General features: G+C 72.7%; 19 protein-coding genes. 11 read left to right on the top strand and 8 right to left on the bottom strand.

What is annotated here, in order from left to right; genetic code table 11:
* Positions 1-64: 64 nt before the first annotated feature.
* Genes LTT61_RS29635 through LTT61_RS29625 form a run of 3 tightly spaced genes read right to left on the bottom strand, consistent with a single transcriptional unit; the run spans position 65 to position 3,413 of the window.
* Positions 65-832, bottom strand: a complete 768-nt coding sequence (locus LTT61_RS29635) for an enoyl-CoA hydratase/isomerase family protein (RefSeq protein ID WP_233017299.1) — start codon at positions 830-832, stop codon at positions 65-67.
* Positions 832-2,100 (bottom strand): acetyl-CoA hydrolase/transferase family protein, encoded by a 1,269-nt coding sequence (locus LTT61_RS29630; protein WP_233017298.1) that lies wholly within the window; start codon positions 2,098-2,100, stop codon positions 832-834. Before LTT61_RS29630 ends, LTT61_RS29635 begins: the two co-directional genes overlap by 1 nt.
* Positions 2,097-3,413: a CaiB/BaiF CoA transferase family protein gene (locus LTT61_RS29625; RefSeq protein ID WP_233017297.1), complete on the bottom strand. Its 1,317-nt coding sequence runs from the start codon at positions 3,411-3,413 to the stop codon at positions 2,097-2,099. Before LTT61_RS29625 ends, LTT61_RS29630 begins: the two co-directional genes overlap by 4 nt.
* Positions 3,414-3,472: 59 nt before the next feature.
* On the opposite strand from LTT61_RS29625, the gene LTT61_RS29620 reads away from it, so the two are divergent.
* From LTT61_RS29620 to LTT61_RS29595, 6 genes are all read left to right on the top strand, one after another.
* Positions 3,473-4,990: a class I adenylate-forming enzyme family protein gene (locus tag LTT61_RS29620; RefSeq protein WP_233017296.1), complete on the top strand. Its 1,518-nt coding sequence runs from the start codon at positions 3,473-3,475 to the stop codon at positions 4,988-4,990.
* A complete protein-coding gene (locus tag LTT61_RS29615; protein WP_233017295.1) occupies positions 4,987-5,763 on the top strand; it encodes an SDR family NAD(P)-dependent oxidoreductase in 777 nt (258 codons plus the stop codon). Before LTT61_RS29620 ends, LTT61_RS29615 begins: the two co-directional genes overlap by 4 nt.
* Positions 5,764-5,893: 130 nt before the next feature.
* Positions 5,894-6,877 (top strand): MDR family oxidoreductase, encoded by a 984-nt coding sequence (locus LTT61_RS29610; RefSeq protein ID WP_233017294.1) that lies wholly within the window; start codon positions 5,894-5,896, stop codon positions 6,875-6,877.
* A gap of 9 nt (positions 6,878-6,886) precedes the next feature.
* Positions 6,887-8,230 carry an FAS1-like dehydratase domain-containing protein gene (locus LTT61_RS29605; RefSeq protein WP_233017293.1) on the top strand — a complete coding sequence of 448 codons (1,344 nt, stop codon included), beginning with the start codon at positions 6,887-6,889 and terminating at the stop codon, positions 8,228-8,230.
* Between the two features lie 14 nt (positions 8,231-8,244).
* On the top strand, positions 8,245-9,915 hold the full coding sequence (locus LTT61_RS29600) for a class I adenylate-forming enzyme family protein (protein WP_233017292.1): 1,671 nt from the start codon (positions 8,245-8,247) through the stop codon (positions 9,913-9,915).
* A gap of 234 nt (positions 9,916-10,149) precedes the next feature.
* A complete protein-coding gene (locus LTT61_RS29595) occupies positions 10,150-11,040 on the top strand; it encodes a LysR family transcriptional regulator (protein WP_269821817.1) in 891 nt (296 codons plus the stop codon).
* A gap of 6 nt (positions 11,041-11,046) precedes the next feature.
* Here the strand turns inward: LTT61_RS29595 and LTT61_RS29590 are convergent, their stop codons facing one another.
* Genes LTT61_RS29590 through LTT61_RS29570 form a run of 5 tightly spaced genes read right to left on the bottom strand, consistent with a single transcriptional unit; the run spans position 11,047 to position 16,301 of the window.
* Positions 11,047-12,204: an acyl-CoA dehydrogenase family protein gene (locus LTT61_RS29590; protein WP_233017291.1), complete on the bottom strand. Its 1,158-nt coding sequence runs from the start codon at positions 12,202-12,204 to the stop codon at positions 11,047-11,049.
* Positions 12,201-13,373 carry an acyl-CoA dehydrogenase family protein gene (locus LTT61_RS29585; RefSeq protein ID WP_233017290.1) on the bottom strand — a complete coding sequence of 391 codons (1,173 nt, stop codon included), beginning with the start codon at positions 13,371-13,373 and terminating at the stop codon, positions 12,201-12,203. The genes LTT61_RS29590 and LTT61_RS29585 overlap by 4 nt, the downstream gene beginning before the upstream one ends.
* Entirely contained in the window at positions 13,370-14,140 is a 771-nt protein-coding gene (locus tag LTT61_RS29580) for an enoyl-CoA hydratase/isomerase family protein (protein ID WP_233017289.1), read from the bottom strand. Before LTT61_RS29580 ends, LTT61_RS29585 begins: the two co-directional genes overlap by 4 nt.
* 5 nt (positions 14,141-14,145) lie before the next feature.
* Complete coding sequence (locus LTT61_RS29575; protein ID WP_233021251.1) at positions 14,146-15,084, bottom strand: acyl-CoA dehydrogenase family protein; 939 nt, start codon at positions 15,082-15,084, stop codon at positions 14,146-14,148.
* A 47-nt stretch (positions 15,085-15,131) separates the two neighbouring features.
* Positions 15,132-16,301 carry an acyl-CoA dehydrogenase family protein gene (locus tag LTT61_RS29570; RefSeq protein ID WP_233017288.1) on the bottom strand — a complete coding sequence of 390 codons (1,170 nt, stop codon included), beginning with the start codon at positions 16,299-16,301 and terminating at the stop codon, positions 15,132-15,134.
* A gap of 122 nt (positions 16,302-16,423) precedes the next feature.
* On the opposite strand from LTT61_RS29570, the gene LTT61_RS29565 reads away from it, so the two are divergent.
* The 5 genes from LTT61_RS29565 to LTT61_RS29545 all read left to right on the top strand — a co-directional run bounded on the left by LTT61_RS29565 (position 16,424) and on the right by LTT61_RS29545 (position 23,197).
* A complete protein-coding gene (locus LTT61_RS29565) occupies positions 16,424-17,230 on the top strand; it encodes a FadR/GntR family transcriptional regulator (RefSeq protein ID WP_233017287.1) in 807 nt (268 codons plus the stop codon).
* A 210-nt stretch (positions 17,231-17,440) separates the two neighbouring features.
* Positions 17,441-19,036 (top strand): SMP-30/gluconolactonase/LRE family protein, encoded by a 1,596-nt coding sequence (locus tag LTT61_RS29560; RefSeq protein WP_233017286.1) that lies wholly within the window; start codon positions 17,441-17,443, stop codon positions 19,034-19,036.
* A gap of 106 nt (positions 19,037-19,142) precedes the next feature.
* On the top strand, positions 19,143-19,988 hold the full coding sequence (locus LTT61_RS29555) for an SDR family NAD(P)-dependent oxidoreductase (RefSeq protein ID WP_233017285.1): 846 nt from the start codon (positions 19,143-19,145) through the stop codon (positions 19,986-19,988).
* A gap of 20 nt (positions 19,989-20,008) precedes the next feature.
* Complete coding sequence (locus LTT61_RS29550) at positions 20,009-21,361, top strand: aromatic ring-hydroxylating oxygenase subunit alpha (RefSeq protein WP_233017284.1); 1,353 nt, start codon at positions 20,009-20,011, stop codon at positions 21,359-21,361.
* A gap of 12 nt (positions 21,362-21,373) precedes the next feature.
* Positions 21,374-23,197 carry a flavin-containing monooxygenase gene (locus LTT61_RS29545; protein ID WP_233017283.1) on the top strand — a complete coding sequence of 608 codons (1,824 nt, stop codon included), beginning with the start codon at positions 21,374-21,376 and terminating at the stop codon, positions 23,195-23,197.

Raw genomic sequence — 23,197 nt, 5'->3', positions numbered from 1 at the left:
CGAGCTCGAGCGAACGCTCGGCGTAAAGGCTGAGCACATGCTTAGCATGTGCTCGCGGACCCGGTCAACGTCCGCTCCACTCCGGCCGGCGCTTCTCGGCGAAGGCGCGCGGCCCCTCCTGCGCGTCGGCGCTCTCGTAGCACTGGGTCGAGGCGTGCCGCGCCGCCCGCAGCGCCGCGGAGCGCCCCATCTCGGTGGCGAGCATGACCGTCTCCCTGGCGGCGCGCACCGAGAGCGGCGCGCCCGCCAGGATGTCGCGGGCCAGCTCCAGCGCGGTCTCCAGCAGCTTCTCGGGCTCGGCGAGCCGGTTGACCAGCCCGATCTCGTAGGCGCGGCGGGCGTCGATCGGCTTCCCGGTCAGCAGGATCTCCATCATGATCCGCTGCGGGATCATGTGGATGAGCGGCGACGCCCACGGCGAGCTGCGCCCCACCTTGACCTCGGTGACGGCGAAGGTCGCGGCGGTGCTGGCCACGCAGAGGTCACACGCCTGGGCGATCATCCAGCCACCGGCGAAGGCGTGGCCGTTGACCGCGGCGATGGTCGGCTTGCTCAGCTCGATGGTGTCGTAGGGCAGCGGGAACATGTCCCGCGGCGGGACGCCCATGCCGGTCGCGACCATCTCCTGGAGGTCGCCGCCCGCGCAGAAGGTGCGGCCGGCGCCGGTGAGGATCGCCACCCGCAGCGCGGGGTCGCGCTCGAAGCGCTCCCAGGCGGCGAAGAGGCCGTCGCGGACATCCTTCGCCAGGCAGTTGCGGGTGTCGGGGCGGTTCAGGGTGAGGACGGCGATGCCGTCCGGGCGGGCGTCGAACAGGACGGCGTCGTCGCTCATCAGAATCCTCTCCGCTGGATCTCGCGGGCCGCGCGCTCCAGGTCGTCGCGAAAATCGGGGTGCGCGATGGCGACGAGCCGTCGCGCGCGCTCGGCCAGGGTGCGGCCGGCCAGCTCGGCGGCGCCGAACTCGGTGACGATCACGTCCACGTCGCTGCGCGCGGTGGTGACCGGGCCGGAGAGCGCGGCGGTGATCCGGCTGACGGTGCCGCCCTTGGCGGTGGCGGGCAGCGCGATCACCGCGTGCCCCCCCGGCGAGCGGGCGCCCGCGCGCACGAAGTCGACCTGGCCGCCGGTGCCGCCCAGGTAGGCCGAGCCGCTCTGCTCGGCATTGACCTGGCCGGTCAGCTCGACCTCGACCGCGGAGTTGATGGTGACCAGCCGGTCGAGCCGGGCCAGCACCGCGGGGTCGTGGGTGTAGGCGGTGGTGCACATGCGGATGCGGTCGTCACCGTCGGCGAAGCGGTAGAGGCGGTCGGTGCCGATCAGGGCGCCGGTGATCGAGACGCCGGTGTCGATCGCCTTGCGCGCGTTGGTGATCACCCCCGCCTCGACCAGGTCGACCAGGCCGTCGCCGAGCATGCCGGAGTGCACGCCGAGGTCGCGGCGGTCGCCGAGCAGGCGGAGCACGGCGTCCGGGACCGCGCCGACGCCGACCTGCAGCACCGAGCCGTCGCCGATGAACTCGGCGACGTGGGCCGCGATGGCCTGGTCGAGCTCGGTGATCGGTGCGGGCGGCACCCGCACCGGGTCCCGGGAGACCTCGACGGCGTAGTCGATCTCGGCCGCGGCGATGCGCTCGCCCGCGGTGCGCGGGACCCGGTCGTTGACCTCGGCCACCACGGTTCGCGCCGCGCGGACGGCGGCAAGGACGTGGTCGCTGATCAGGCCGAGGCTGTGCGTGCCGTCGGGGTCGGCGGGTGGCACCTGGACGAAGGCGACGTCGCAGGGGATGGCTCCGGTCTCCAGCATCGGGCCGACCCGGCTCACGTGGCACGGGATCACCTCCAGCAGGTGCGCCTTGGCGAGGGCGCGGAGCGCGCCGATGGCGCCCATGCTCACCGGGCGGAACGCCTTGGCGGCGGCCGGGGTGAGGAGGCCGGAGAAGCTGGTCGCGATGAAGAGCGAGAGCTCGGGGATCTCCGGGCCCTGCTCGATCAGGGCCTCGATCAGCGAGGTGGGCTCGCCGCAGGCCTGGCCGGCGACGATGTGGTCGCCGGGGCGGAGGATGGTCCGGAGGTCGAGGTCGGCGAGCGGGATCGCGGTCACCGCGCGGACCCGTTCGCCCAGGCGCCGTTCGCCTCGGGATGTCGCGCGGCTCCCGTTGCCGCGGAGCCTGATCCGGGCGCCGAGCCGGTCCGCGCCGTCCGCTCGGGCACGGCCTGGGCGGAGCGCGCCGCGCTGCCCGGCGGAGCCGTTGCCGCGCCGCCGGGATCGGGCTCCGCGTGGCCGAGGTCGGCCAGGATCGCCTCGGTGTCGGCGCCGAGCCGGGGGGCGGGGCCCGCGATGCGGCCGGGGGTGCGGGAGAACCAGGCGGGCGGGCCGGGGAAGCGCAGGGGCCCGTTCGGTGAATCCACCGTCTGGAAGAAGCCGGCCGCGTTCAGGTGCTCGTTGTCGAAGAGGTCGTCCAGCGAGTTCACCGCCGCCGCGGGGATCTGCAGGTCGCGCAGCAGCGCGAGCCACGCCGCGGTGGTTCGCTCGGCGAAGGTCGCGCTGAGCAGCCCGTACACCTCGTCGATGCGCGCCGCCCGCTGGGTCAGCGTCGCGAACTCCGGCCCGGCCCAGGCCGGCTGTACCGCGCCGACGAACGCGGCCCAGTGCTTGTCGTTGTAGACCAGCGCCGCCAGGTACCCGTCGGCCGTCTTGTACGGCCGCCGATTCGGCGTCACCGCCCGCGGATACCCCGCCGGACCGAGCGGCGGGTCGAAGAGCCGCCCGTTCGCATGCTCGACCAGCATGAACGCCGCCATGGTCTCGAACATGGCGATCTCCACCTCCTGCCCCTCGCCGGTGCGCTCGCGGTGGAACAGCGCCATCGTGGTGGCGTACACCGCGGTCAGCCCGGCCACCTTGTCCGCGACGATGCTGCCCATGTACCCCGGTGTGCCGGTGAGCATCTCCTGCGCCGCGGGGATCCCGCACTCGGCCTGCACGGTGTCGTCGTAGGCGGGGCGGTCGGCGTCCGGGCCGCCGCGGCCGTAGCCGTAGCAGTTGGTGTAGACGATGCCCGGGTTCAGCGCGGCGACCTCGGCGTAGCCGAAGCCGAGCCGCTCGATGGCGGCGGCCCGCATGGAGTGCACGAAGACATCGGCCCCGGCGACCAGCTCGCGCAGCGCGGCGGCGTCCGCCTCGGTGCACAGGTCGAGCACCATGCTGCGTTTACCCCGGTTGACGTTGACGAAGACCCCGCCCATCCCCGGCTCCGGCCCGACCGAGATGTACCGCGTGTCGTCGCCGCGCGGCGGCTCGACCTTGATCACGTCGGCGCCCATGTCGGCCATGATCTGGGTGCAGTAGGGGCCCATCACCATCGCCGTGAGATCGATGACCCGCACCCCGGAGAGCGGACCTGTGTGCTCCATCGCGTCCTCTTCCGCCGCTATCTGATGAATCCTTGCAAGGATAGTGGTATCAAAGAGCGGTGGACAGTTTCTCCGGCGAACTCCGCGCCCCGCGCCCTATCGCGGCCGTGCTCGATGCCGCGCTCGCCGCACGCCCGGAGGCCCCCGCCGTCATCGGCGCCGCCGGGACCTGGAGTTATCGCGAGCTCGACGAGCGCGCGGCACGGGCCGCGGGGGCGCTCCGGGCGCTCGGCGTCCGGCCCGGCGACCGGGTAGCCGCCTGCCTGCCCAACGATCTCGAGATCGTCGCCGCCTTCCACGGCGCGCAGCGGATCGGTGCGATCTGGGCCGGAATCGGCGAGGCGCTGGCCCCCGCCGAGCAGCAGTACCTGCACGATCTGCTCGAGCCGCGCGCGGTGCTGGCCGGGCCGCGCTGGTCCGGAGAATCCCGTTCCGCCGTCGATCCGGAGCGGTGGGCGGAGCTCGTCGCGAGCGCCGGACCGGCTCCGGACGTGGCGCACGACATCGACGCCCCGGCTGGAATCGGCTTCACGAGCGGTACCTCCGGCCGCCCCAAGGCGGTGGTGCACAGCCAGCGCAACCTGCTGCTTCCGGGCGCGGTCACCGTCGCCACCAGGGGCTGGGGGCCGGAGCTGCGCCGCGGCGACAGCTTCCCGCTCACCATCCTGAACATGCTGGTGCTCTCCACCCTGACCACGGCGCAGGCGCAGGGCTGCGCGGTGATCATGGACCGCCGCGACGCCGCCGGGGTCGCCGAGTGGATCGAGCGGCACGCGGTGACGGTGTGGAACGGCGCCCCGGCCCAGCTGCACGACCTGGCGCGGCGCCCGGAGGCGGCGCTCGGTTCGCTGCGCGAGGTCTGGAGCGGCGGCAGTGACACCCCCGACACCCTGCGCGCGGCGTTCGCCGCCGCGCACGGGATCGTCCCGCGCGCCACCTACGGGCTCAGCGAGGCGCCGACCGTGGTCGCCATCGACCCGCCCGGTGCCGCCTGGACCCCGGGCACCAGCGGCGTGGTGACTCCGCAGTTCGATGTCGCCGCCTACGACGACGCGGGCACCCGGCTCCCGCCCGGCGCGCTCGGCGAACTCCGGCTCGCCGCCGCGAGCGACGGCCCGTGGGCCGGGCTCTGGCGGCCGACGCTGGGGTACTGGGCGGACGGCGCGGTCCGGCCGGCCGAGCCGGGGCCCTTCGCCACCGGCGACATCGGCACCGTCGACGCCGCGGGCAACCTCGCGGTGCTGGACCGCAAGAAGATGGTGATCATTCGCGGCGGCGCCAACGTCTACCCGCTGGAGGTGGAGCGGGTGCTCGCCACCCATCCCGACGTCGCCAAGGTGGCGGTCTGCCCGGTGCCGGACGAGCGGCTCGGGCAGAAGGTCGCCGCCGTGGTCGAGAGCGCGCGCGAGCTCGACGTCGCGGAGCTGGCGGCGCACTGTCGCCGCGAACTGGCCGGGTACAAGGTGCCCGAGGTCTGGACGCGGGTGACGGCGCTGCCGGTGAACGCCATGGGCAAGGTGGAGCGGACCGGGCTCACCGCCCTGGTCACCGCGGCGGACGCGGAGCCGGCCCGATGAGCGCGGACCAGGGGCCGGTGTTGCGGCTGTTCGGATTGCGGGGGCGGGTGGCGATCGTGACCGGCGCCTCCTCGGGGCTCGGCGCGGCGGTGGCGGAGACCCTGGCCGAGCTGGGCGCCCGGGTCGCGGTGGTCGCGCGGCGCGCGGATCGGCTCGACGAGCTCGCCGCGCGGACCGGCGGCCTTCCGCTCGCGCGCGACCTCGGCGATCCCACCCAGGTGGCCGAGATCGTGCCCGCGGTCGTGGAGCGGCTCGGCCCGCCGGTGATCCTGGTGAACGCCGCGGGCAACCGGTTCACCACCGCGCGCGCCGAGGACGAGCCGCTCGACGCCGTGCACGACACCATCGGGCTGAACCTGGTGGCGCCGTTCCTCCTGGCCCAGGCCGTTTTCCCGCACATGCGGGACGCGGGCGGCGGCGCGATCGTCAACGTCTCCTCGATCAGCGGGCGGGTCGGGGTGCCCGGCATCCCGCAGGCCTCCTACGCGGCAAGCAAGGCGGGGCTCTCCGGGCTCACCGCGGAGCTGGCGGTGCAGTGGGCGCGACACTCGATCCGGGTGAACACGGTGGCGCCCGGCTTCTTCCGCTCCGAGATCACCGACAGCCTCTACGACGACGAGCGCGGCGCCGCCTACCTGCGCCGCAACACCCCGCTGCCCACCGAGGGCACCGCCGAGGACCTGGTCGGCGCCATCACCTGGCTCGCGGGCGACGCCGCGCGCTACGTCACCGGGCAGACCGTCGTCGTGGACGGCGGCTGGACAGCCCGCTGAACTGCAGATTTCCGGCGCGAGCCGGTTGACACCCGAACACCTGGATGAAAGCATAATTTTACCCATAGGAGAATTGCATTCTCATCTGTGATGAGGATCAGCTCCGACCGGAGGAAGGACACTCTCGGCGATGTCTTCTGCACTACTCATCGAGAAGGGCGACGCGGGCACGACGGCGACGCTGACCAGCGTGGACGATACCGCGCTGCCGGAGGGGAACGTGACGGTCGACGTCGCCTACTCCACCCTCAACTACAAGGACGCGCTCGCGCTCACCGGCTCGTCGCCGGTGGTGCGCAAGTTCCCCATGGTCCCCGGCATCGACTTCGCCGGTGTGGTCGCGCAGAGCGACCACCCGGACTGGTCGGCGGGCGACGCCGTGATCCTGAACGGCTGGGGCGTCGGCGAATCGCACTGGGGCGGGCTCGCGCAGCGGGCGCGGGTGAACGGCGACTGGCTGATTCCGCTGCCGTCCGCCTTCGACGCGCGGCAGGCGATGGCGATCGGCACCGCCGGGTACACCGCCAGCCTGTGCGTCGAGGCGCTGGAGCGCTTCGGGATTCGTCCCGGGGACGGCGAGATCCTGGTCACCGGGGCGACCGGCGGGGTCGGCAGCGTCGCCATCGCGCTGCTCGGCGCGGCCGGGTTCACCGTGGCGGCGGCGACCGGGAAGGCGGCCGAGGCCGGGTACCTGAAGGGGCTCGGCGCGAGCACCGTGCTCGACCGGGCGGAGTTCGCCGAGCGCGGGAAGCCGCTGCAGAAGGAGCGCTGGGCGGGGGTGGTCGACACCGCGGGGAGCTACACGCTGGTGAACGCCGCCGCGCAGACCAAATACGGCGGCGCGGTCGCGGCCTGCGGTCTGGCGCAGGGGATGGACCTGCCCGGCACCGTCGCGCCGTTCATCCTGCGCGGGGTGACGCTGCTCGGCATCGACAGCGTGCAGGCGCCGAAGGAGCGCAGGCTGGAGGCGTGGGCGCGGCTGGCCCGCGATCTGGACCCGGGCGTACTGGATTCGATCGCCACCGAGATCCCGCTGGGCGAGGCGATCGCCGCCGCGGGCCGCTTCATCGACGGCACCGTGCGCGGTCGCATCGTCGTCGACGTGAATCGCTGAGGAGCAGCCGTGAGTACAGGTAATTCCGCAACGCCGCGGAAGACGGCGGGGACCGGCGCGCGCAAGGCCGCGACCGCCGCCGCGAGCAAGGCCGCACCCGCGAGCAAGGCCGCGCCCGCGCGCAAAGCCGCCGCCGCGCGCGGGAACTCGGCGCCGGGTAAGGGCGCGGGCACCTCGCCGGGCGGCGTCGAGCTCGACCTCTCCGATGTCGACCACCGGGTGGGCAAACCCGTCGGCGGCGGCCAGCTGTGGGACCCGTGCAGCACCTCGGACATCCGCCGCTGGGTGATGGCGATGGACTACCCGAACCCGCTGCACTGGGATCACGAGTTCGCCCGCGAATCCCGCTACGGCGGGCTGATCGCCCCGCAATCCATCGCGGTCGGGCTGGATTACGGCCACGGCGCGCAGCCCGCCTGCGTCGGCCACATCCCCGGCTCGCACCTGATCTTCGGCGGCGAGGAGTGGTGGTTTTACGGCGCCCCGGTGCGCCCGGGCGACACCCTGTTCCAGGACCGCCGCTTCCACGACTACAAGGTGGCCGAGACCAAGTTCGCCGGGCCGACGATGTTCTCCCGCGGCGACACCACGCACCGCAACCAGCACGGCGTGCTGGTCGCCCGCGAACGCTCCACCGCCATCCGCTACCTCGCCGAGGAGGCGAACAAGCGCGGCATGTACGAGAACCAGCTCGGCGAGGTGAAGCGCTGGACCGCCGCCGAGCTCACCGAGGTGGAGCAGCTGCGGCACGAGTGGATCCTCTCCAACCGGCTCGGCGTCTCGCCGCACTTCGACGAGGTGAAGGTCGGCGACAAGCTGCCGCGCCGGGTGATCGGCCCGCACAGCATCGCCACCTTCACCACCGAGTACCGCGCCTTCCTCTTCAATATCTGGGGCACCTTCGGCTGGGTCGCGCCGCCCGGGATCAAGGATCCGTGGATCAACCAGGACCCGGGCTGGACCGAGGGGTTCGAGTTCGACGAGGAGGGCGCCAAGATCGACCCGCGCAAGCGCGACGGCCTCTACGTCGGCCCGTCGCGCGGGCACATCGACGGCGACAAGGCGGGCGAGGTCGGCATGGCGCGGGCCTACGGCTACGGCGCCACCATGGGCGCCTGGTGCACCGACTACCTCGCCTACTGGGCGGGCAACGACGGCCTGGTCCGGCACACCAAGGCCGATTTCCGGCTGCCCGCCTTCGAGGGCGACGTCACCTACTTCGACGCCGAGATCGTGGACAAGATCACGGATTCGGCGTGGGGCGTGCCACTGGTGCAGGTGAAGCTGAAGCTCACCGACCAGAACTTCGGCACCCTGGTCAGCTGCCTCGCCGAGATCGAACTCCCGCACTGAGGGGCACGGAAACCATGACCACCCGCTCCCCCGCCATCGCCGCGGGACCACCCCTTGCCGACGAACCCGGGCTCGGCCCGCTCACCCTGCCCGGCTTCCTGCGCGAGGTCACCGCGCGCTACGGCGACCGGGAGGCGCTGCGCGTCCCCGGCGGCGTGAGTTGGACGTACCGCGAGCTGCACGACCGGGCGGTCGAGGTCGCCCGTGCGCTCCGGGCCGCCGGCGTCGGCAAGGACTCCCGCGTCGGCGTGCTCATGACCAATCGGCCGGAGTGGCTGGCCGCCGTCTTCGGCACCTCGCTGGCAGGCGGGGTCGCGGTGGCGCTGAGCACCTTCTCCACCCCGGCCGAGCTGGACCACCTGCTCCGGGTCTCCGGGGTCTCGGTGCTGCTGTTCGAACGGCACGTGGCGCGGGCCGATTTCACCGCGGTGCTCACCGAGCTCGAACCGGCGCTGACCGGGACGGCCCCCGGTGAACTGCGCTCGACGGCGTACCCGTTCCTGCGGCACCTGGCCGTGGTCGGCGAGCCGACCGGCGGCACGATCGAGGGCTGGGACACTTTCCTGGCCCGCGGCGGGAGCGAACCGGCCGAGCTGGTCGAGGCCGCCGCGGACTCGGTCCGGCCGAGCGACACCGCCGTGCTCTTCTTCTCCTCGGGGACGACGAGCAAGCCCAAGGGAATTCGCAGCGCGCACCGCGGGGTGGCGGTGCAGATGTGGCGCTTCGGGCAGATGTTCGGCTTCACCCCGGACGACACCGTGCGCTGCTGGACCGCCAACGGCTTCTTCTGGTCGGGCAACTTCGGCCAGGCGCTCGGCGCCACGCTCGCCGTCGGCGGCACCCTGGTGCTGCAGCGGCTCTTCGACGCCGCCGAGGCGGTGGCGCTGATCGAGTCGGAGCGGGTCACCTTCCCGGTGGCCTGGCCGCACCAGTGGGCCCAGCTCGCCGGTGCGCCCAACTGGGCGGAGACCGACCTGAGCAGCTTGACCTTCGTGGACAAGCACACGCCCGCAGCGGCGCACCCGACGGTGACCACCGAGTGGACCGAGTGCGGCCACGCCTACGGCAACACCGAGACCTTCACCATCACCACCTGCTACCCCGCCTGCACGCCGGACGAGGTGCACGCGGGCAGCAGCGGGGTGCCGCTGCCGGGGGTGACGGTGAAGATCACCGACCCGCTCAGCGGCGCGGTGCTCGCGCGCGGCGAGAGCGGCGAGATCTGCGTCAAGGGGCCGACGCTCATGCTCGGCTACGTCGGCACACCGCTGGACGAGACGCTCGACGCCGACGGGTACTTCCACACCGGCGACGGCGGCTACCTGGACGACATCGACCGGCTGTACTGGGAGGGGCGGCTGACCGACATCATCAAGACCGGCGGGGCCAATGTCTCGCCGCTCGAGGTGGACGAGGAGCTGGCGCGGTTCCCCGGGGTGAAGGTGGGGCGCACGGTCGGGGTGCCGCACGAGACGCTCGGCGAGGTCGTGGTGGCGTGCGTGGTGCCGCAGGAGGGAGCCGCCGTCGACGGGGACGCGCTGCGCGGGTTCCTGCGGGAGCGGCTGGCCAGTTACAAGGTGCCGCGGCACGTGCTGCTCTTCGCGGAGGGGGAGTTCACGCTCACCGGGAGCGCGAAGATCAAATCGTCCGAGCTGCGGGAGCTGGCCGCGAAGCGGTTGGGCTGAGTTTCGGCGCCACAACGGTGTGGCGCCGGATGGGCGCGCGAGGGGTTCCGGAGGCCGACAAGGGAGTCGGTGCCGGAGCCCCTCGCGCGCGTTCGCGCGGCCCCCGCACCGTCCACCTCGTGCGCCCGCGGATGCGCGCCGAACAACACCGATTCGATACCCGTGCAACGACTTCAGCAGCCACGGCGAAGGGGAGCCGGACCGGAACCGCACGCGCGGCGATAAGCTCCGCTTATGGAACTGCGGGCGCTCCGGTACTTCGTGACGGTCGCCGAGGAGCTGCACTTCGGCCGGGCCGCCGAGCGGCTGCACATCGCGCAGCCCGCGGTGAGCCAGCAGATCGCCCGGCTGGAGCGGGAACTCGGGGTGCGGCTGCTGGACCGCTCGCCGCGCCGGGTCCGGCTCACCGGTGCCGGGCAGCGGGTGCTGGCGGCGGCGCGCACCGCGCTGGCCGCTGCCGAGGAGGTCAGGGTGGCGGCGGGTGCGCACGCGGTGACGCTGCGGATCGGGATCGCGCCCGGGCTCGGGGCCAGGCTGGAGCGCGGGATCGACGCGCTGCGCGCGGCGGGCGAGCCGTTCGACGTGGTGCTGGTGGATCTGCCGCTCACCGCGCGGTTGCGGGCGCTGCGCCGCGGTGAGCTGGATCTGGCGCTCGCCCGCGGCGAGGTCTCGGCGCCCGGCTTCACCGTGCTGCCGACCTGGACCGAGCCGCTGCTCGCGGTCGTCTCCCGCGAGCATGCCGCGGCCGGGCTTGCCGCGGTCTCGTTCGAGGATCTGGCGGGCGGGGTGCTGCGCATGCCCGCCAGGGAGCACGATCGGCAGCTGCACGACGCGGTGGCGAGTGCGGTGCGCGAATCCGGGGTGCGGCCGCGGCTCGGGCGGCCCGCAGGTGCCGCGCGGGACGCGGTCATCGAGATCGGGGCGGATCCGGAGAGCTGGACGGTGCTCCCCGCCGACCAGGTCGCCGAGCTCGGCTCCCGGCGGATCGCCGCCATCCCGCTGACCCCCGCGGTCACCATCAGCGGCAGCGTCGTCGTGCCCGACGCGGGCCCGGGTCACGCCGCGCTCTGCGCCGCACCCGCCTTCGCCGGTGCGCTCGCCGCGCCACCACCTCGGCTCCGATAGCGCGCGTCAGCCGCGGTAGCGGGCGGCGAGGGTGCGGCGGTGGGCGGCGGGGGTGCCGTAGAGCGCGCGATCGAGGGTGGCGCGCTTGAGGTAGGTGTGGATGCCGCTCTCCCACGTGTAGCCGTAGCCGCCGTGCAGCTGCATCGCGCTGCCCGCGACCGCGACCGCCGCCTCGGTGGCGTAGGACTTGGCCATGCCGGCGGAGATCTCCGCACCGGGTGCGGAACTCTCCAGCGCCCGTACCGCCTCGGCGACGAGGTGCCCGGCGACGGTCACCCGGACCAGCATGTCGGCGCAGGCGTGCTTGACCGCCTGGAACGAGCCGACCGGGCGGCCGAACTGCTCCCGCACCCGCACGTAGGCGACGGTCGCGTCCAACATGGCCTGGGCGATGCCGAGCGCATCGCACGCCGTCGCCAGCGCGGCTCGCGCGCCCAGCGCGATCGGCGTCTCGAACCGCCACACGGCGCGGGGTTCCGCGCCGTCCGCGGTGATGGAGCCGACCGTCCGGGTAGCGTCCACCAGTGGTACCGGAGTGCAGGTCACGGCATCGGGATCGACGGCGGCGAGAACCATGTCGCCATCGGCATCACGAGCCGGGATCAGCAGCAGCTCCGCCGTCGGCGCGTCCAGCACGAGGTGCGCGGCACCGGTCACGCGCCCGCCCTCCAGCCGGAAGGCCGCCTCGGGGCCGGACAGCGCCGCCTCGGGGCCGGACAGCGGAGCCTCCGGCCGCCGGGCTGCCCCTCCGCCACCGGACCCGGCGTCCTCGAGCCGGACCCCCGCAAACTCCGGACGGCCGGACGCCGATCCCGGCGCCGGCGGATCGCTCCCGAGCACAACGACCGGCACCCGCCGCCCCTGCACCACCGCGCGCAACACCTCGTCCCGCAGCGCGTCACCGCCGACGGCGAGCAGCGCGGGCACGCTCAGCGCGAGCACCGAGGGCAGCGCGGTCCGCGCGGCAGCCCGACCGACTTCGGTCAGGAGCACCGCCACCTCGGCGACCCCCGCCCCGGCCCCGTCGAACTCCTCCGGCACCGCCAGCCCCGGCCATCCGGCCTGCGAAACAACCTCCCAGGGCACCGGCCCGTCCCCCACCTTGCCGAGCAGCTCCCTGGCAACGGAGCGCAACTCGTCGTGGAACTCCGCGAACGCGCTCACGGCACCACCGGTTCCCGCGGCAACCCGAGCCCGCGCTCCCCGATGATGGTGCGCTGGATCTCGCTGGTCCCGCCGGGAATGGTCCACTCCCAGGACCCGACGAAGTCCAGCACCCACGCCCCGGACTCCCACCCGCCGGACATCGGCTTGCGCAGCACCGTGTGCGCGCCGACCCCGCCGAGCTCGGCCCCGAAATCGGTCATCCGCTGCAACAGTTCGCTGTAGAAGAGTTTCACCACGGAGGCGTCGGCGGGGCCGGCCGTCCCGGCTTCGTGCCGCTCGACCAGGTCGCGGCAGAGCGCCCGCAACCCGGTGAGCTCGATCTCCAGCGCGGCGAGCCGATCGTCGACCACCGGATCGTCGTGCGCCCGCGCCTGGTCGACCAGCCAGCGGAATCCGGCGTGGCCGAGCCGCTCGGCGAGCTCGAGCATGGTCAGCCCGCGCTCGGCGCCGAGCGTCTGCTGCGCGACCTGCCAGCCCTTGTTCTCGGCGCCGATCAGGTTCTCGGCCGGGATGCGCACCTCGTCCAGGAAGATCTCACAGAAGTGCGCGTCGCCGGTGGCCTGCCGGATGGGCCGCACCTCGATTCCCCGGCTGCGCATGTCGAGCAGGAAGTACGAGATGCCGCGCCGCTTGGGCGCTTCCGGGTCGGTGCGGGCAAGGAGCAGGCACCAGTCGGCGTACTGCGCGCCGCTGGCCCACACCTTCTGCCCGGTGACGACGAACTCCTCGCCCTCGCGGCGCGCGGCCGTGCGCAGAGCCGCGAGGTCCGAGCCCGCGCCGGGCTCGGAGAAGCCCTGCACCCAGATCTCGCCGTCCAGGATCGCGGGCAGGTGTTTCCGCCGCTGCTCCGGGGTGCCCGCGCCGAGCAGGGTAGCGGCGGCGTGGTGCACCGAGACGAAGGCGAGCACGAGCCGTGGCGCGTCGTGCGCGGCCAGCTCCTGGTAGAGCACGATCTGCTGCTCGACCGGCATGCCGCCGCCGTACTCTGCGGGCCAGTGCGGAACCGCGAACCCGGCCCGGCGCAGCCGCTGGAACCAGTCCTGCTGGAAAGCGACGAATTCCGCCCCGCCGGCCCCGGTCTGCGCCTGCCGCCAATCAGCCGGGATCTCGCGCAGACACCACTGCCTGACCCGCTCCCGGAACGCCCCGAGCTCCTCCGCGCTCACCGCGCGCGATCCCGCAACGCCAGCAACCGATCCCGGTGCTCCGCGCTCTGCATGGAGACGACCTCCGCCGCGAACCCCGCCTGCATCGGCCCGCCCAGCGCCTGCGACAGGTACATGTTCACCACCCGCTTGGTCCCCCGCAACGCCTCCACCGGCTGCGCCGCCAACCGCCGCGCCAGCGCCAGCGCCTCGTCGAGCAGCGCCTCCGGCGCCACCACCCGGCTCGCCAGCCCCACCTGCACGGCGGTGGCCGCATCGATCCGATCCCCCGTGTACAGGAACTCCCTGGTCCGCAGAATCGGCGTGAGCAGGGGCCAGAACGCGGCGCCCCCGTCCCCGGCGACCAGCCCGACCGCCACGTGCGGATCGGCGAGATACGCCTTCTCCGACATGAGCACCACGTCGCAGAGCACCGCGATGCTCGCGCCGAGCCCGACCGCGCCGCCGTTCACCGCCGCGATCACCGGCAGCGGAAAACGCAGCAGCTCCTCGATGATCTGCGCGCCCTCGCGAATACTCTCGTCCCGCGCGACCGGGTCGTCCAGGAACGAGGTGATCCAGTTCAGGTCGCCACCGGCACTGAAGGCGCGACCGGCACCGGTCAGCACAACCGCCCTTGCCTCGGTGTCGGCGGCGAGATGGCGCCAGACCTCGGCGAGCGCGCGGTGCAGGTCGGCGTTCACCGCGTTGAGTTCGCCCGGCCGGTCGATGAGCACGATGCGCACCGGCCCGTCGGCGGTGATGGTGAGCCCGGGGGGCAACTGCACGGCGTTCACACCCCTCGCGGGTCGGAGAAGAGCCCGGCCAGCCCGGCGGTGCCGATGCGGGCGGCGAGCGCCTCCTCGGTCCCGGCGATGCCGAGCGGAAGGCGGCGCAGCGGGAGGCTGTGCCGGGAGAGCCAGGAGAGCGTGGCCTCGTCGCAGAAGCCGAGCGCGCCGTGCAGCTGGTGCGCCACCCGGAAAACGGTCTCCGCGGCCTCGAGCGCGGCCAGCCGCAGCGCCAGCGCGTCGGCGACGGCCTCGGGGCGGCCCGCCTGGATGCTCCAGAGCGCGTAGCGGGCCAGCATCTCGACGCCCCTGCGCTCCACCTCGGCGTCGGTGAGCTGGAACTGCACCGACTGGAACTCGGCCAGCGGCTTGCCGAACTGCTGGCGGAGCAGCACGTGCTCGCGGGCGAGTTCGACGGCGCGGTCGAGCATGCCGAGCAGCGTCCAGCCGGGCAGGGTCAGGGCGAGCGCCGGGTCACCGGCGGCATCGATCGGCACGACCTCGATCGGCACGACGAACGCGGTCTCCCGCGCGGTCCCGGTGCCTGGCAGTGCCCGCACCAGCCCGCGCGAACCGGTCAACCCGGCCGCTGCCACCCGCAGCTCGAGCCCGGCGAGCGGCGCGGCCGATTCCGGGCCCGCCACGACGACCAGTGCGTCCACCTCGAGATCGTCCGGGCGGGCGAGCCGCTCGGCCACCGGATACGGCGTCGCCCAGTACCCGGCGCTGCGGCACAGCGCCGCCGCCGCCTCCAGCTCGACCGGATCCCGATACGGCGCCAGCTCCCAGGCACCGAGCCGCTCCAGCACCGGCGCGATCAGCCCGTGCCGCAGCCCCGGTTCCGCCTCCGCCCGCTGGACCAGCTCGTCCCCGCCGGCGGCCTTCAGGGCCCGCAGCGCCTGCGCCCCGAATTCCCGTGCCTCATCGCACAATTCGATCCGCATCGCACCCGCGTCGACCGCGCGCTCCGCGGGCGGCACGGCCGCGGCACTCACGCCGCCTCCCCGTTCCGGCGACCCCCGCCGAGCAATGCCCGCGCCAGCAGAATCTGCTGCATCTCGATACTCCCCGAGGCTACGGTGGCGGCATTCGCGTACCGCCAGTGATCGTCGACCGCGCGGCGGAAGCGCCGCCGCGGCCCCTCCTCGTCCGGCACGTGCGCCGCCAGCTCGGCGAGCAGTGCGGCACTCTCCTGGTCCAGCCGGGTGACCGCGATCCGGTAGGCGGCGGTGTCGGCCGGGTCCACCGTGCCGGTGCTCTGCGTGGCGAGCACCTGATAGGCCAGCAACCGCGCCCGCCGCGCCCTGGTGAGCAGGCGCGCCCAGCGCCCGGGCAGCGCCGCGGGCAGCGTGGCCCAGCGCTCGCCGAGCACCTCGGGCGCGGTCAGCAGCAACCGCTCGCAGCGGGCGTAGCGCGCGATCCCGACCCGCTCGAAGGCGAGCACCTCGCGCACCACCGACCAGCCCTCGCCCACCCGGCCGAGCACGTCGGCCGAGGTGGCGCGCACCCCGTCGAAGAACACCTCGTTCAGGTGGTGCGGCCCGAGCATGGAGCGGATCGGCCGCACCAGGATGCCCGGCGCCGACATCGGCAGCAGGAACACGGTCAGCCCCTGCTGCTTCCGCTCCCCCGACCCGGTGCGGGCGAGCAGGAAGCACCACTGCGCCATCGTCGCGTAGGAGGTCCAGATCTTCTGCCCGGAGATCAGCCACCCGTCGCCGTCGGGCCGCGCCGCGGTGCGCAGCGAGGCCAGGTCGGAGCCGGCGTCCGGCTCGCTGAACCCCTGGCACCAGATCACCTCGCCGCGCGCGATCGGCGGCAGGTGCACGCGCTGCTGCTGCTCGGTGCCGTGCCGCATGACGGTCGGCCCGACCCAGTTGACGCCCATGTACTGGGCGCCGCGCGGTTCGTGCTGTGCCCACATCTCCTCGCGGACGACGGTCTGCTCCCACACCGAGGCGCCGCGGCCGCCGAACCGCTCCGGCCAGGCGGCGCAGAGCAGCCCGCGCTCGGCGAGCACCCCGCTGAACCGCTGCGCGACCGCGAGATCCGCCGGGTCGTCGGTGAAGGCGCCGAGAAAGTCGTCCGGGACCTCCGCGGCGATCAGCCGCCGGAGCTCGCCTCGCAGACTCGCGGCGGCCTCGCCCATGGTGAAGTCCATGCGTCGCACGGTACTTCAATCCTCATAAGGATAGCAATATTTGTATGGTCATCCACCGCTGACTACACTGCCGCCATGACGGTGAGAGCGACCCGCGGGCGGACCGGCGCCGGGCGGCGCGGATGACGAGCCCCCGCCGCGGCCGGGTGCCGCAGCGCCGGATCGCGGAGACCGTCGCCGCCGAGCTGCGCACCCGAATCCTGGCCGGGGACGACACCTACCGGCTCCCGACCCAGGACCAGCTGGTCCAGGACTTCGGGGTCAGCTACCCCTCGATCCGGGAGGCGCTGCGCATCCTGGAGACCGAGGGGCTGGTCACCGTCCGGCGCGGCAATGTCGGCGGCGCCGAGGTGCACCGGCCGGACGCGACGTCGGCCGCCTACCACCTCGGGCTCGCGCTGCAGGGCGCCCGCGTCACGCTCGGCGACCTGGCCGCGGGGCTGCGCATGCTGGAGCCCACCTGCGCCGCCGAGTGCGCCACCAGGCCGGATCGCGCCGAGACCGTCGTCCCCGCGCTCACCGAGAACGTCGAGAAATCCGCGGAGCTGCTGGACGACGGCGTCGCCTTCACGCACGTCGCGCGCGAGTTCCACGATCTGATCGTCGCGCACACGCCGAATCTCACCGTCCGCTACGTGGTGAGCACGCTGGTCACGCTGTGGTCGGCGCAGGAGGAGGCCTGGGCCGAGGTGATCACCAGGCAGGGCGAGTACCCCTCCCGCGACGAGGCGAACGCGGTGGTGCGCACGCACCGCCGGATCGCGAAGGAGATCGAGGCGGGCCGCGCCGCCGAGGCGGAGCGGCTCTACCGGACCCACCTCGCCGCCAGCCAGGCCGTCGTCCTCGAACGGTTCGACGGCGGCGTCGTGAACGCCTCCTCGGCGGGGGCGAGGCTCGCCATGCAGTCGGTGTCGCGCACCCGGCTGTAGCCGTTTCCGCGATATTCGCCCTGCTCGCGCGCGTTTTGGGTAATGTCGTTCTCAAAATTGTTCATACCGCATTCCGGGTCCGCGCACCCACCCGACGACCCCCTGCCTGCCTTCGGTTTTCCTTACTAAAGGCAAGTATTGCAATCCTTATGAGGATTGACGTAGCGTGGCCCGCGACACACTCCTCCGATCCGCACGGGAGGCTCCGCCTTGACTCGAGGGGCGCGCTACAGCACCACCACACCGTTCACCCTCGCCGAGGGCGTCAGCGTCGAGCGGCGCACGCCGCCGAGCCGGCTGTTCGGCGCCAACGGCCTTCGCACCGGCCCGGACAACCGCATCTACATCGCCCAGGTCGCGGGCAGTCAGATCAGCGCGCTCGACGTGCGGACCGGCGATCTGGAGACGATCAGCGCCAAGGGCGGCGATATCGTCGCCCCCGACGACATCGCCTTCGACCCGGCGGGCAACCTGATCGCCACCGAGTACATGGACGCCAGGGTCAGCGTGCGCGGCACCGACGGCAGCAGCCGGGTGCTCCGCGACGACCTGCCCGGCGCCAACGGCATCACCGTGTACAACGGCAGGCTCTTCGTCAACGAGTGCCGGATCGGCGGCCGGCTCATGGAGCTGCCGCTCGACGGCAGCGCGCCGGTGGTGCTGCAGGACAACCTGCCCATGCCGAACGCCATGGAGGTCGGCCCGGACGGGCTCCTCTACTACCCGGTCATGGGCACCAACGACATCTGGCGCATCGACCCCGACGGCGGAACGCCGGAGCGGGTCGTCGGCGACCTGGCCGGGCCGGACTCGGTGAAGTTCGACGCCGCCGGGTTCATCGTCTCCACCCAGGCCGGCTCCGGCCAGGTGCTGCGCATCGACCCGCGCACCGGAAACCGCGAGGTGCTGGCCCAGCTCGCCCCCGGGCTGGACAACTGCACGTTCGTGGACGGCCGGCTCTTCGTCTCCAGCTTCGACGGCTCGATCACCGAGGTGCTCGGCGGCGGCGACAGCACCTCGGTGCTGCCCGGCGGGCTGCTCTGGCCGCTCGACCTCACGGTCGGCCCGGACGGCACGCTCTACGTCGCCGACGGCACCTTCCTCTACGAACTCCGCGACGGCGCGCTCCAGGTGATCGCCTCGCTGTTCAGCCTCAACAGCCCCGGCTACGTGCGCGGCATCACCGCGACCGGCGTCGGCGAATTCGTCGGCTCGACCTCGACCGGGCAGATCGTCACCTACAAACACGGCCCGGAGCCGGAGACCGCGCTCATCGCCGACGGCTTCGACCAGCTGTACGGGGTCGCGGTCGCCGCGGACGGCACCATCGTCACCGCGGACGCGGGCACCGGAAAGGTTGCCTCGATCCGCGGCGGGCAGACCGAGGTGATCGCCTCCGGGCTGCAGCGCCCGATCGGCGTCGCCTTCGGCCCGGACAACGCCGTCCTGATCTCCGAGTCCGGCGCCGGGCGCATCGTCGCCGCCGGCGCGGGCGGGGTCGACACCGTGGTGGACGGCCTGGAGACCCCGCACGGAATCCTGGTGCGCGGCAACCAGCTGCTCATCGTCGATGTCGGGCTCAAGGCGCTGATCGCGGTCGACCTGGTGACCAAGGCCAGGCAGACGCTCGCCTCCGAGCTGCCGCTCGGTGTGCCGGAGGGCGTGGTCGCCAAGCCGCTCAGGGGCACGCCGCCGTTCTCCGGCCCGATGGGGCCGTTCGCCGGCATCACCGCGGGCCCGGACGGCACCGTCTACGTCTCCGCCGACGCCGAGGGCAGTGTCCTCGCCGTCCGCATCGAGGGGTGACCGGCATGCGCGGCCGAGCCGACGGGTCCGCTGCCACGCGGGCGGGCGGCGGAAGCGACCCGCGCCGCGGCGCGGGCCCCTCGCCGGAACGACGAGGGGATACGGCGTGAGCGACATCGACCTCGGACTCGCCGGGCGGGTCATCATCGTGGCCGGCGCGGGCGGCGGCGGTATCGGTACCGCCGTCACCAAGCTGATCGCCAGGGCGGGCGCCACCGTGATCGCGGTGAGCCGCGGCAAAGAGAACCTCGCCACACACGTCGAACCGCTCGCAGACGAGGGACTCCCGGTGATCCCCTTCGCCGCCGACGCGAGCACCGACGAGGGTGTCGCGAGCATCCTGGAGCGCGCCCGCTCCGCCGACGGCGAGCTGCACGGCCTGGTCAATATCGCCGGCGGCGCGGCACCGGCCACCTGGATGCCCGCCACCCGCGTCACCCGCGAGGACTGGCGCGCGCTCTTCGCGCAGAACCTGGAGACCATGTTCTTCCTCAGCCAGGCGGTCGCCGCCGAGCTGAAGGCGGAGAACCGCGCGGGCTCGATCGTCTCGCTCTCCTCGATCAGCGGCATGAACACCGCCCCGTTCCACATCGCCTACGGCACCGCGAAGGCCGCGCTGGTCGCGGCCACCCGCACGCTCGCGGTCGAGCTGGCGCAGACCGGCATCCGGGTGAACGCCGTGGCGCCGGGCGTCACCGCGACCCCCGCCTCCACCGCCTACGTCGGCGACGACCCGGCGCGCGATCGCACCGCCATCGCCATGGGCCGCCGCGGCACCCCGGAGGAGCAGGCCGGGCCGATCCTGTTCCTGCTCTCCGACCTGTCGAGCTACATCACCGGCCAGACGCTGCTGGTCGACGGCGGGCTGAACCTCAAGTGGACCCACCTCGGCGCCGACCACACCTCGCTCTTCCTGGAGAACGAGGACTTCCGGGCCGCGATCACCCGCTGACCTTCGAACGGGAGGATGTCATGACCGACAACACAACGGAACCGCTCTCGACCCCGATGGAGATCGGCGTCGATGCCTACATCTCGCCGGAGTACGCCCGCGCCGAGGGCGACAAGCTGTGGGCGAAGGTGTGGCAGCAGGTCGGCCGGGTGGAGGAGATCCCGCGGGTCGGCAACTACCTGACCTACGACATCATGAACGACTCCATCCTGGTGGTGCGCACCGCGCCGGACACCTTCCGCGCCTACCACAACGTCTGCGCGCACCGCGGCCGCCGGCTCGTCGACACCCCGCCCGGCGCGCACGACGCGCGCGGCAGTGCCAAGCAGTTCGTCTGCGGCTTCCACGGCTGGCGCTACGACCTGGAGGGCCGCAATACCTTCGTGCCCGAGCGCGAGGACTGGAACTGCGCCCTCACCGAGCGCAACGACGGGCTGAACCAGGTCAGGGTCGACACCTGGGGCGGCTGGCTCTGGATCACCATGGATCCCGAGGCCGAGCCGCTACGCGACTACCTGAACCCGGCCGCCGCGCTGCTCGAGCACTTCGAGCTGGAGAAGATGCGGTACCGCTGGCGCCGCTGGGTCGACTTCGACTGCAACTGGAAGGTCGCCTTCGAGGCCTTCATGGAGACCTACCACGTGCCCTACACGCACCCGGAGTTCACCAACTTCGGCAGCTTCCTCGGCTGGGCGCGCCCGCAGGGCAAGCACTCCAACATCGGCTACGACGCGCCGAAGGGCATGGAGGAGAACCAGGCCAAGCTGCGCGTCGGCGGCGGCGCCGACGCCAGGGTCTCCACCGCCACGCTGCAGAACTTCACCTGGGAGAACGCCAACACCAACACCACCCGCACCCTGGTGGATGTCGCCAACCGGCTGGTGGACGAGCTGCCCGAGGGCACCCCGAGCGACCAGGTGCTGCGCTACTGGCTGGACACCGCCCGCGCGGAAGACCAAGCGCGCGGGGTGGACTGGCCCAAGGTCGACCCCTCGGTGGTGGCGCAGGCCGGCACCGCGTGGCAGATCTTCCCGAACTTCCAGATCGGGCACGCGGTGAACAACATGCTCTGCTACCGCTTCCGGCCCAACGGCACCGATCCGGACAAGTGCCTCTTCGAGGCCGCCGTCTTCGAACTCTTCCCCGAGGGGCAGGAGCCGGAGACCCACTGGGAGTACACCCCGGTCGGCGACCCCGGCTGGCGCTCCGTGCTGCCGCAGGACTTCGACAACATGGCCGCTGTGCAGCAGGGCATGAAGTCACGCGGCTTCTCCGGCCCCAAGCCGAACCCGTACCGCGAGCGCAGCGTCGTCAACCTGCACCACAACCTCGCCAGGTACATGGGCACCGGCGAACCCACCGACCTGAGCTGAAGGAACCACCCCATGACCGACTGTGCACCCACGCAGACCCCCGAGGTCGACCTCGACGCGCTGCGCGAGATCTACCTCGCCGAGCGGGACAAGCGGCTGCGGACCGAGGGGCAGGGCCAGTACCTCGTCACCGAGGACGGCTTCGACGAGTTCTACGCGGGCGACCCGTACACCACGGTGGAGCCGCGCGAGCCGATCACCGACGAGATCGGCGTCGCGATCCTCGGCGGCGGCTGGGCCGGGCTGATCGCCGCCGCCCGCTTGCAGGAGGCAGGCGTCACCGACTTCCGGATCATCGAGCTGGCGGGCGATTTCGGCGGCGCCTGGTACTGGAACCGCTACCCCGGCATCCAGTGCGACACCGACAGCTACGCCTACCTGCCGCTGCTCGAGGAGACCGGGTACATCCCGACCGAGAAGTACGCCCGCGGCGACGAGTGCTTCGAGCACGCGCAGCGGATCGGCAAGCACTACAACCTGTACGAGCGCGCCATCTTCAGCACGCTGGTCGAGTCGCTGGAGTGGGACGAGCCGAGCGGCCGCTGGAACATCGGCACCAACCGCGGCGACGCCATCCGCGCGCGCTGGGTGATCCTGGCGCAGGGCCCGTTCAACAAGCCGAAACTGCCCGGCATCCCCGGCATCTCGGAGTTCGAGGGGCACACCTTCCACAGCGCCCGCTGGGACTACGCCTACACCGGCGGCAGCATGAAGGGCGGGCTGGACGGGCTCGCGGGCAAGAAGGTCGCGGTGATCGGCACCGGCGCCAGCGGCATCCAGGTGGTCCCGCACCTCGCGAAATCCGCCGAGCACCTGTACGTCTTCCAGCGCACGCCCTCCTACGTCTACGAGCGCGGCGACGTGCCGACCGATCCCGAGTGGGCCGCCACGCTGAAGCCCGGCTGGACCAGGGAGCGCAAGCGCAACTTCCACACCGCCGCCTTCGAGGCGTTCGCGCCGGGCCAGCCGGACCTGATCTGCGACGGCTGGACCGAGGTGAGCCGCAATGTGGAGGCGCACCTCACCGCCACCCAGGCGTGGGCCACGCTGACCCCCGAGAAGTTCATGGAGCTCCGCGAGCAAGAGGACTACCGGGCGATGGAGCGGGTGCGGCAGCGGGTGGACGCGCTGGTCGACGACCCGGCGACCGCGGCGGCGCTCAAGCCGTACTACCGGTTCCTGTGCAAGCGGCCGTGCTTCAACGACGAGTACCTGCCCACCTTCAACCGGGACAACGTGACGCTGGTCGACGTCTCGAAGACCAAGGGCGTCGAGCGCATCACCGCGAAGGGCATCGTCGCCGACGGCGTCGAGCACGAAGTCGACTGCATCATCTTCGCCAGCGGCTTCGAGATCACCACCGACCTGGACCGGCGGCTCGGGATCGCGCCGTTCACCGGGCGCGACGGGGTCTCGCTCTACGAGCACTGGGGCGACGGGTACAAGACGCTGCACGGGCTGACCACCCGCGGCTTCCCGAACATCTTCTTCACCGGGTTCATCCAGGGCGGGGTCACCGCGAGCACCACCGACATGTTCGACCAGCAGGCCGGGCACATCGCCTACATCCTCGCGCACGCCGCAGGCGCCGGGGTCACCTCGATCGAGCCGACGCCGGAGGCGGTTCAGCAGTGGTGCACCACCGTCCGGGAGACCGCGGTGGACAACACCAGCTTCCAGCGCGAGTGCACCCCCGGGTACTACAACAACGAGGGCGAGAAGCAGATCCGCTCGCACCTCGGCGAGCCGTACTGGCCCGGGTTCTACGCCTTCGAGGACGTCCTGCAGGCGTGGCGGGATACCGGCGAGCTGCCGGGGCTGGAGCTCGGTAAGTGA

Origin of the sequence: Nocardia asteroides (genome assembly GCF_021183625.1) — a bacterium.
In the GTDB taxonomy this organism is placed as follows: Bacteria; Actinomycetota; Actinomycetes; order Mycobacteriales; family Mycobacteriaceae; genus Nocardia; species Nocardia asteroides_A.
Note: the sequence above shows the minus strand (reverse complement) of the source record. Positions and strands in the feature narration are given on the sequence as shown.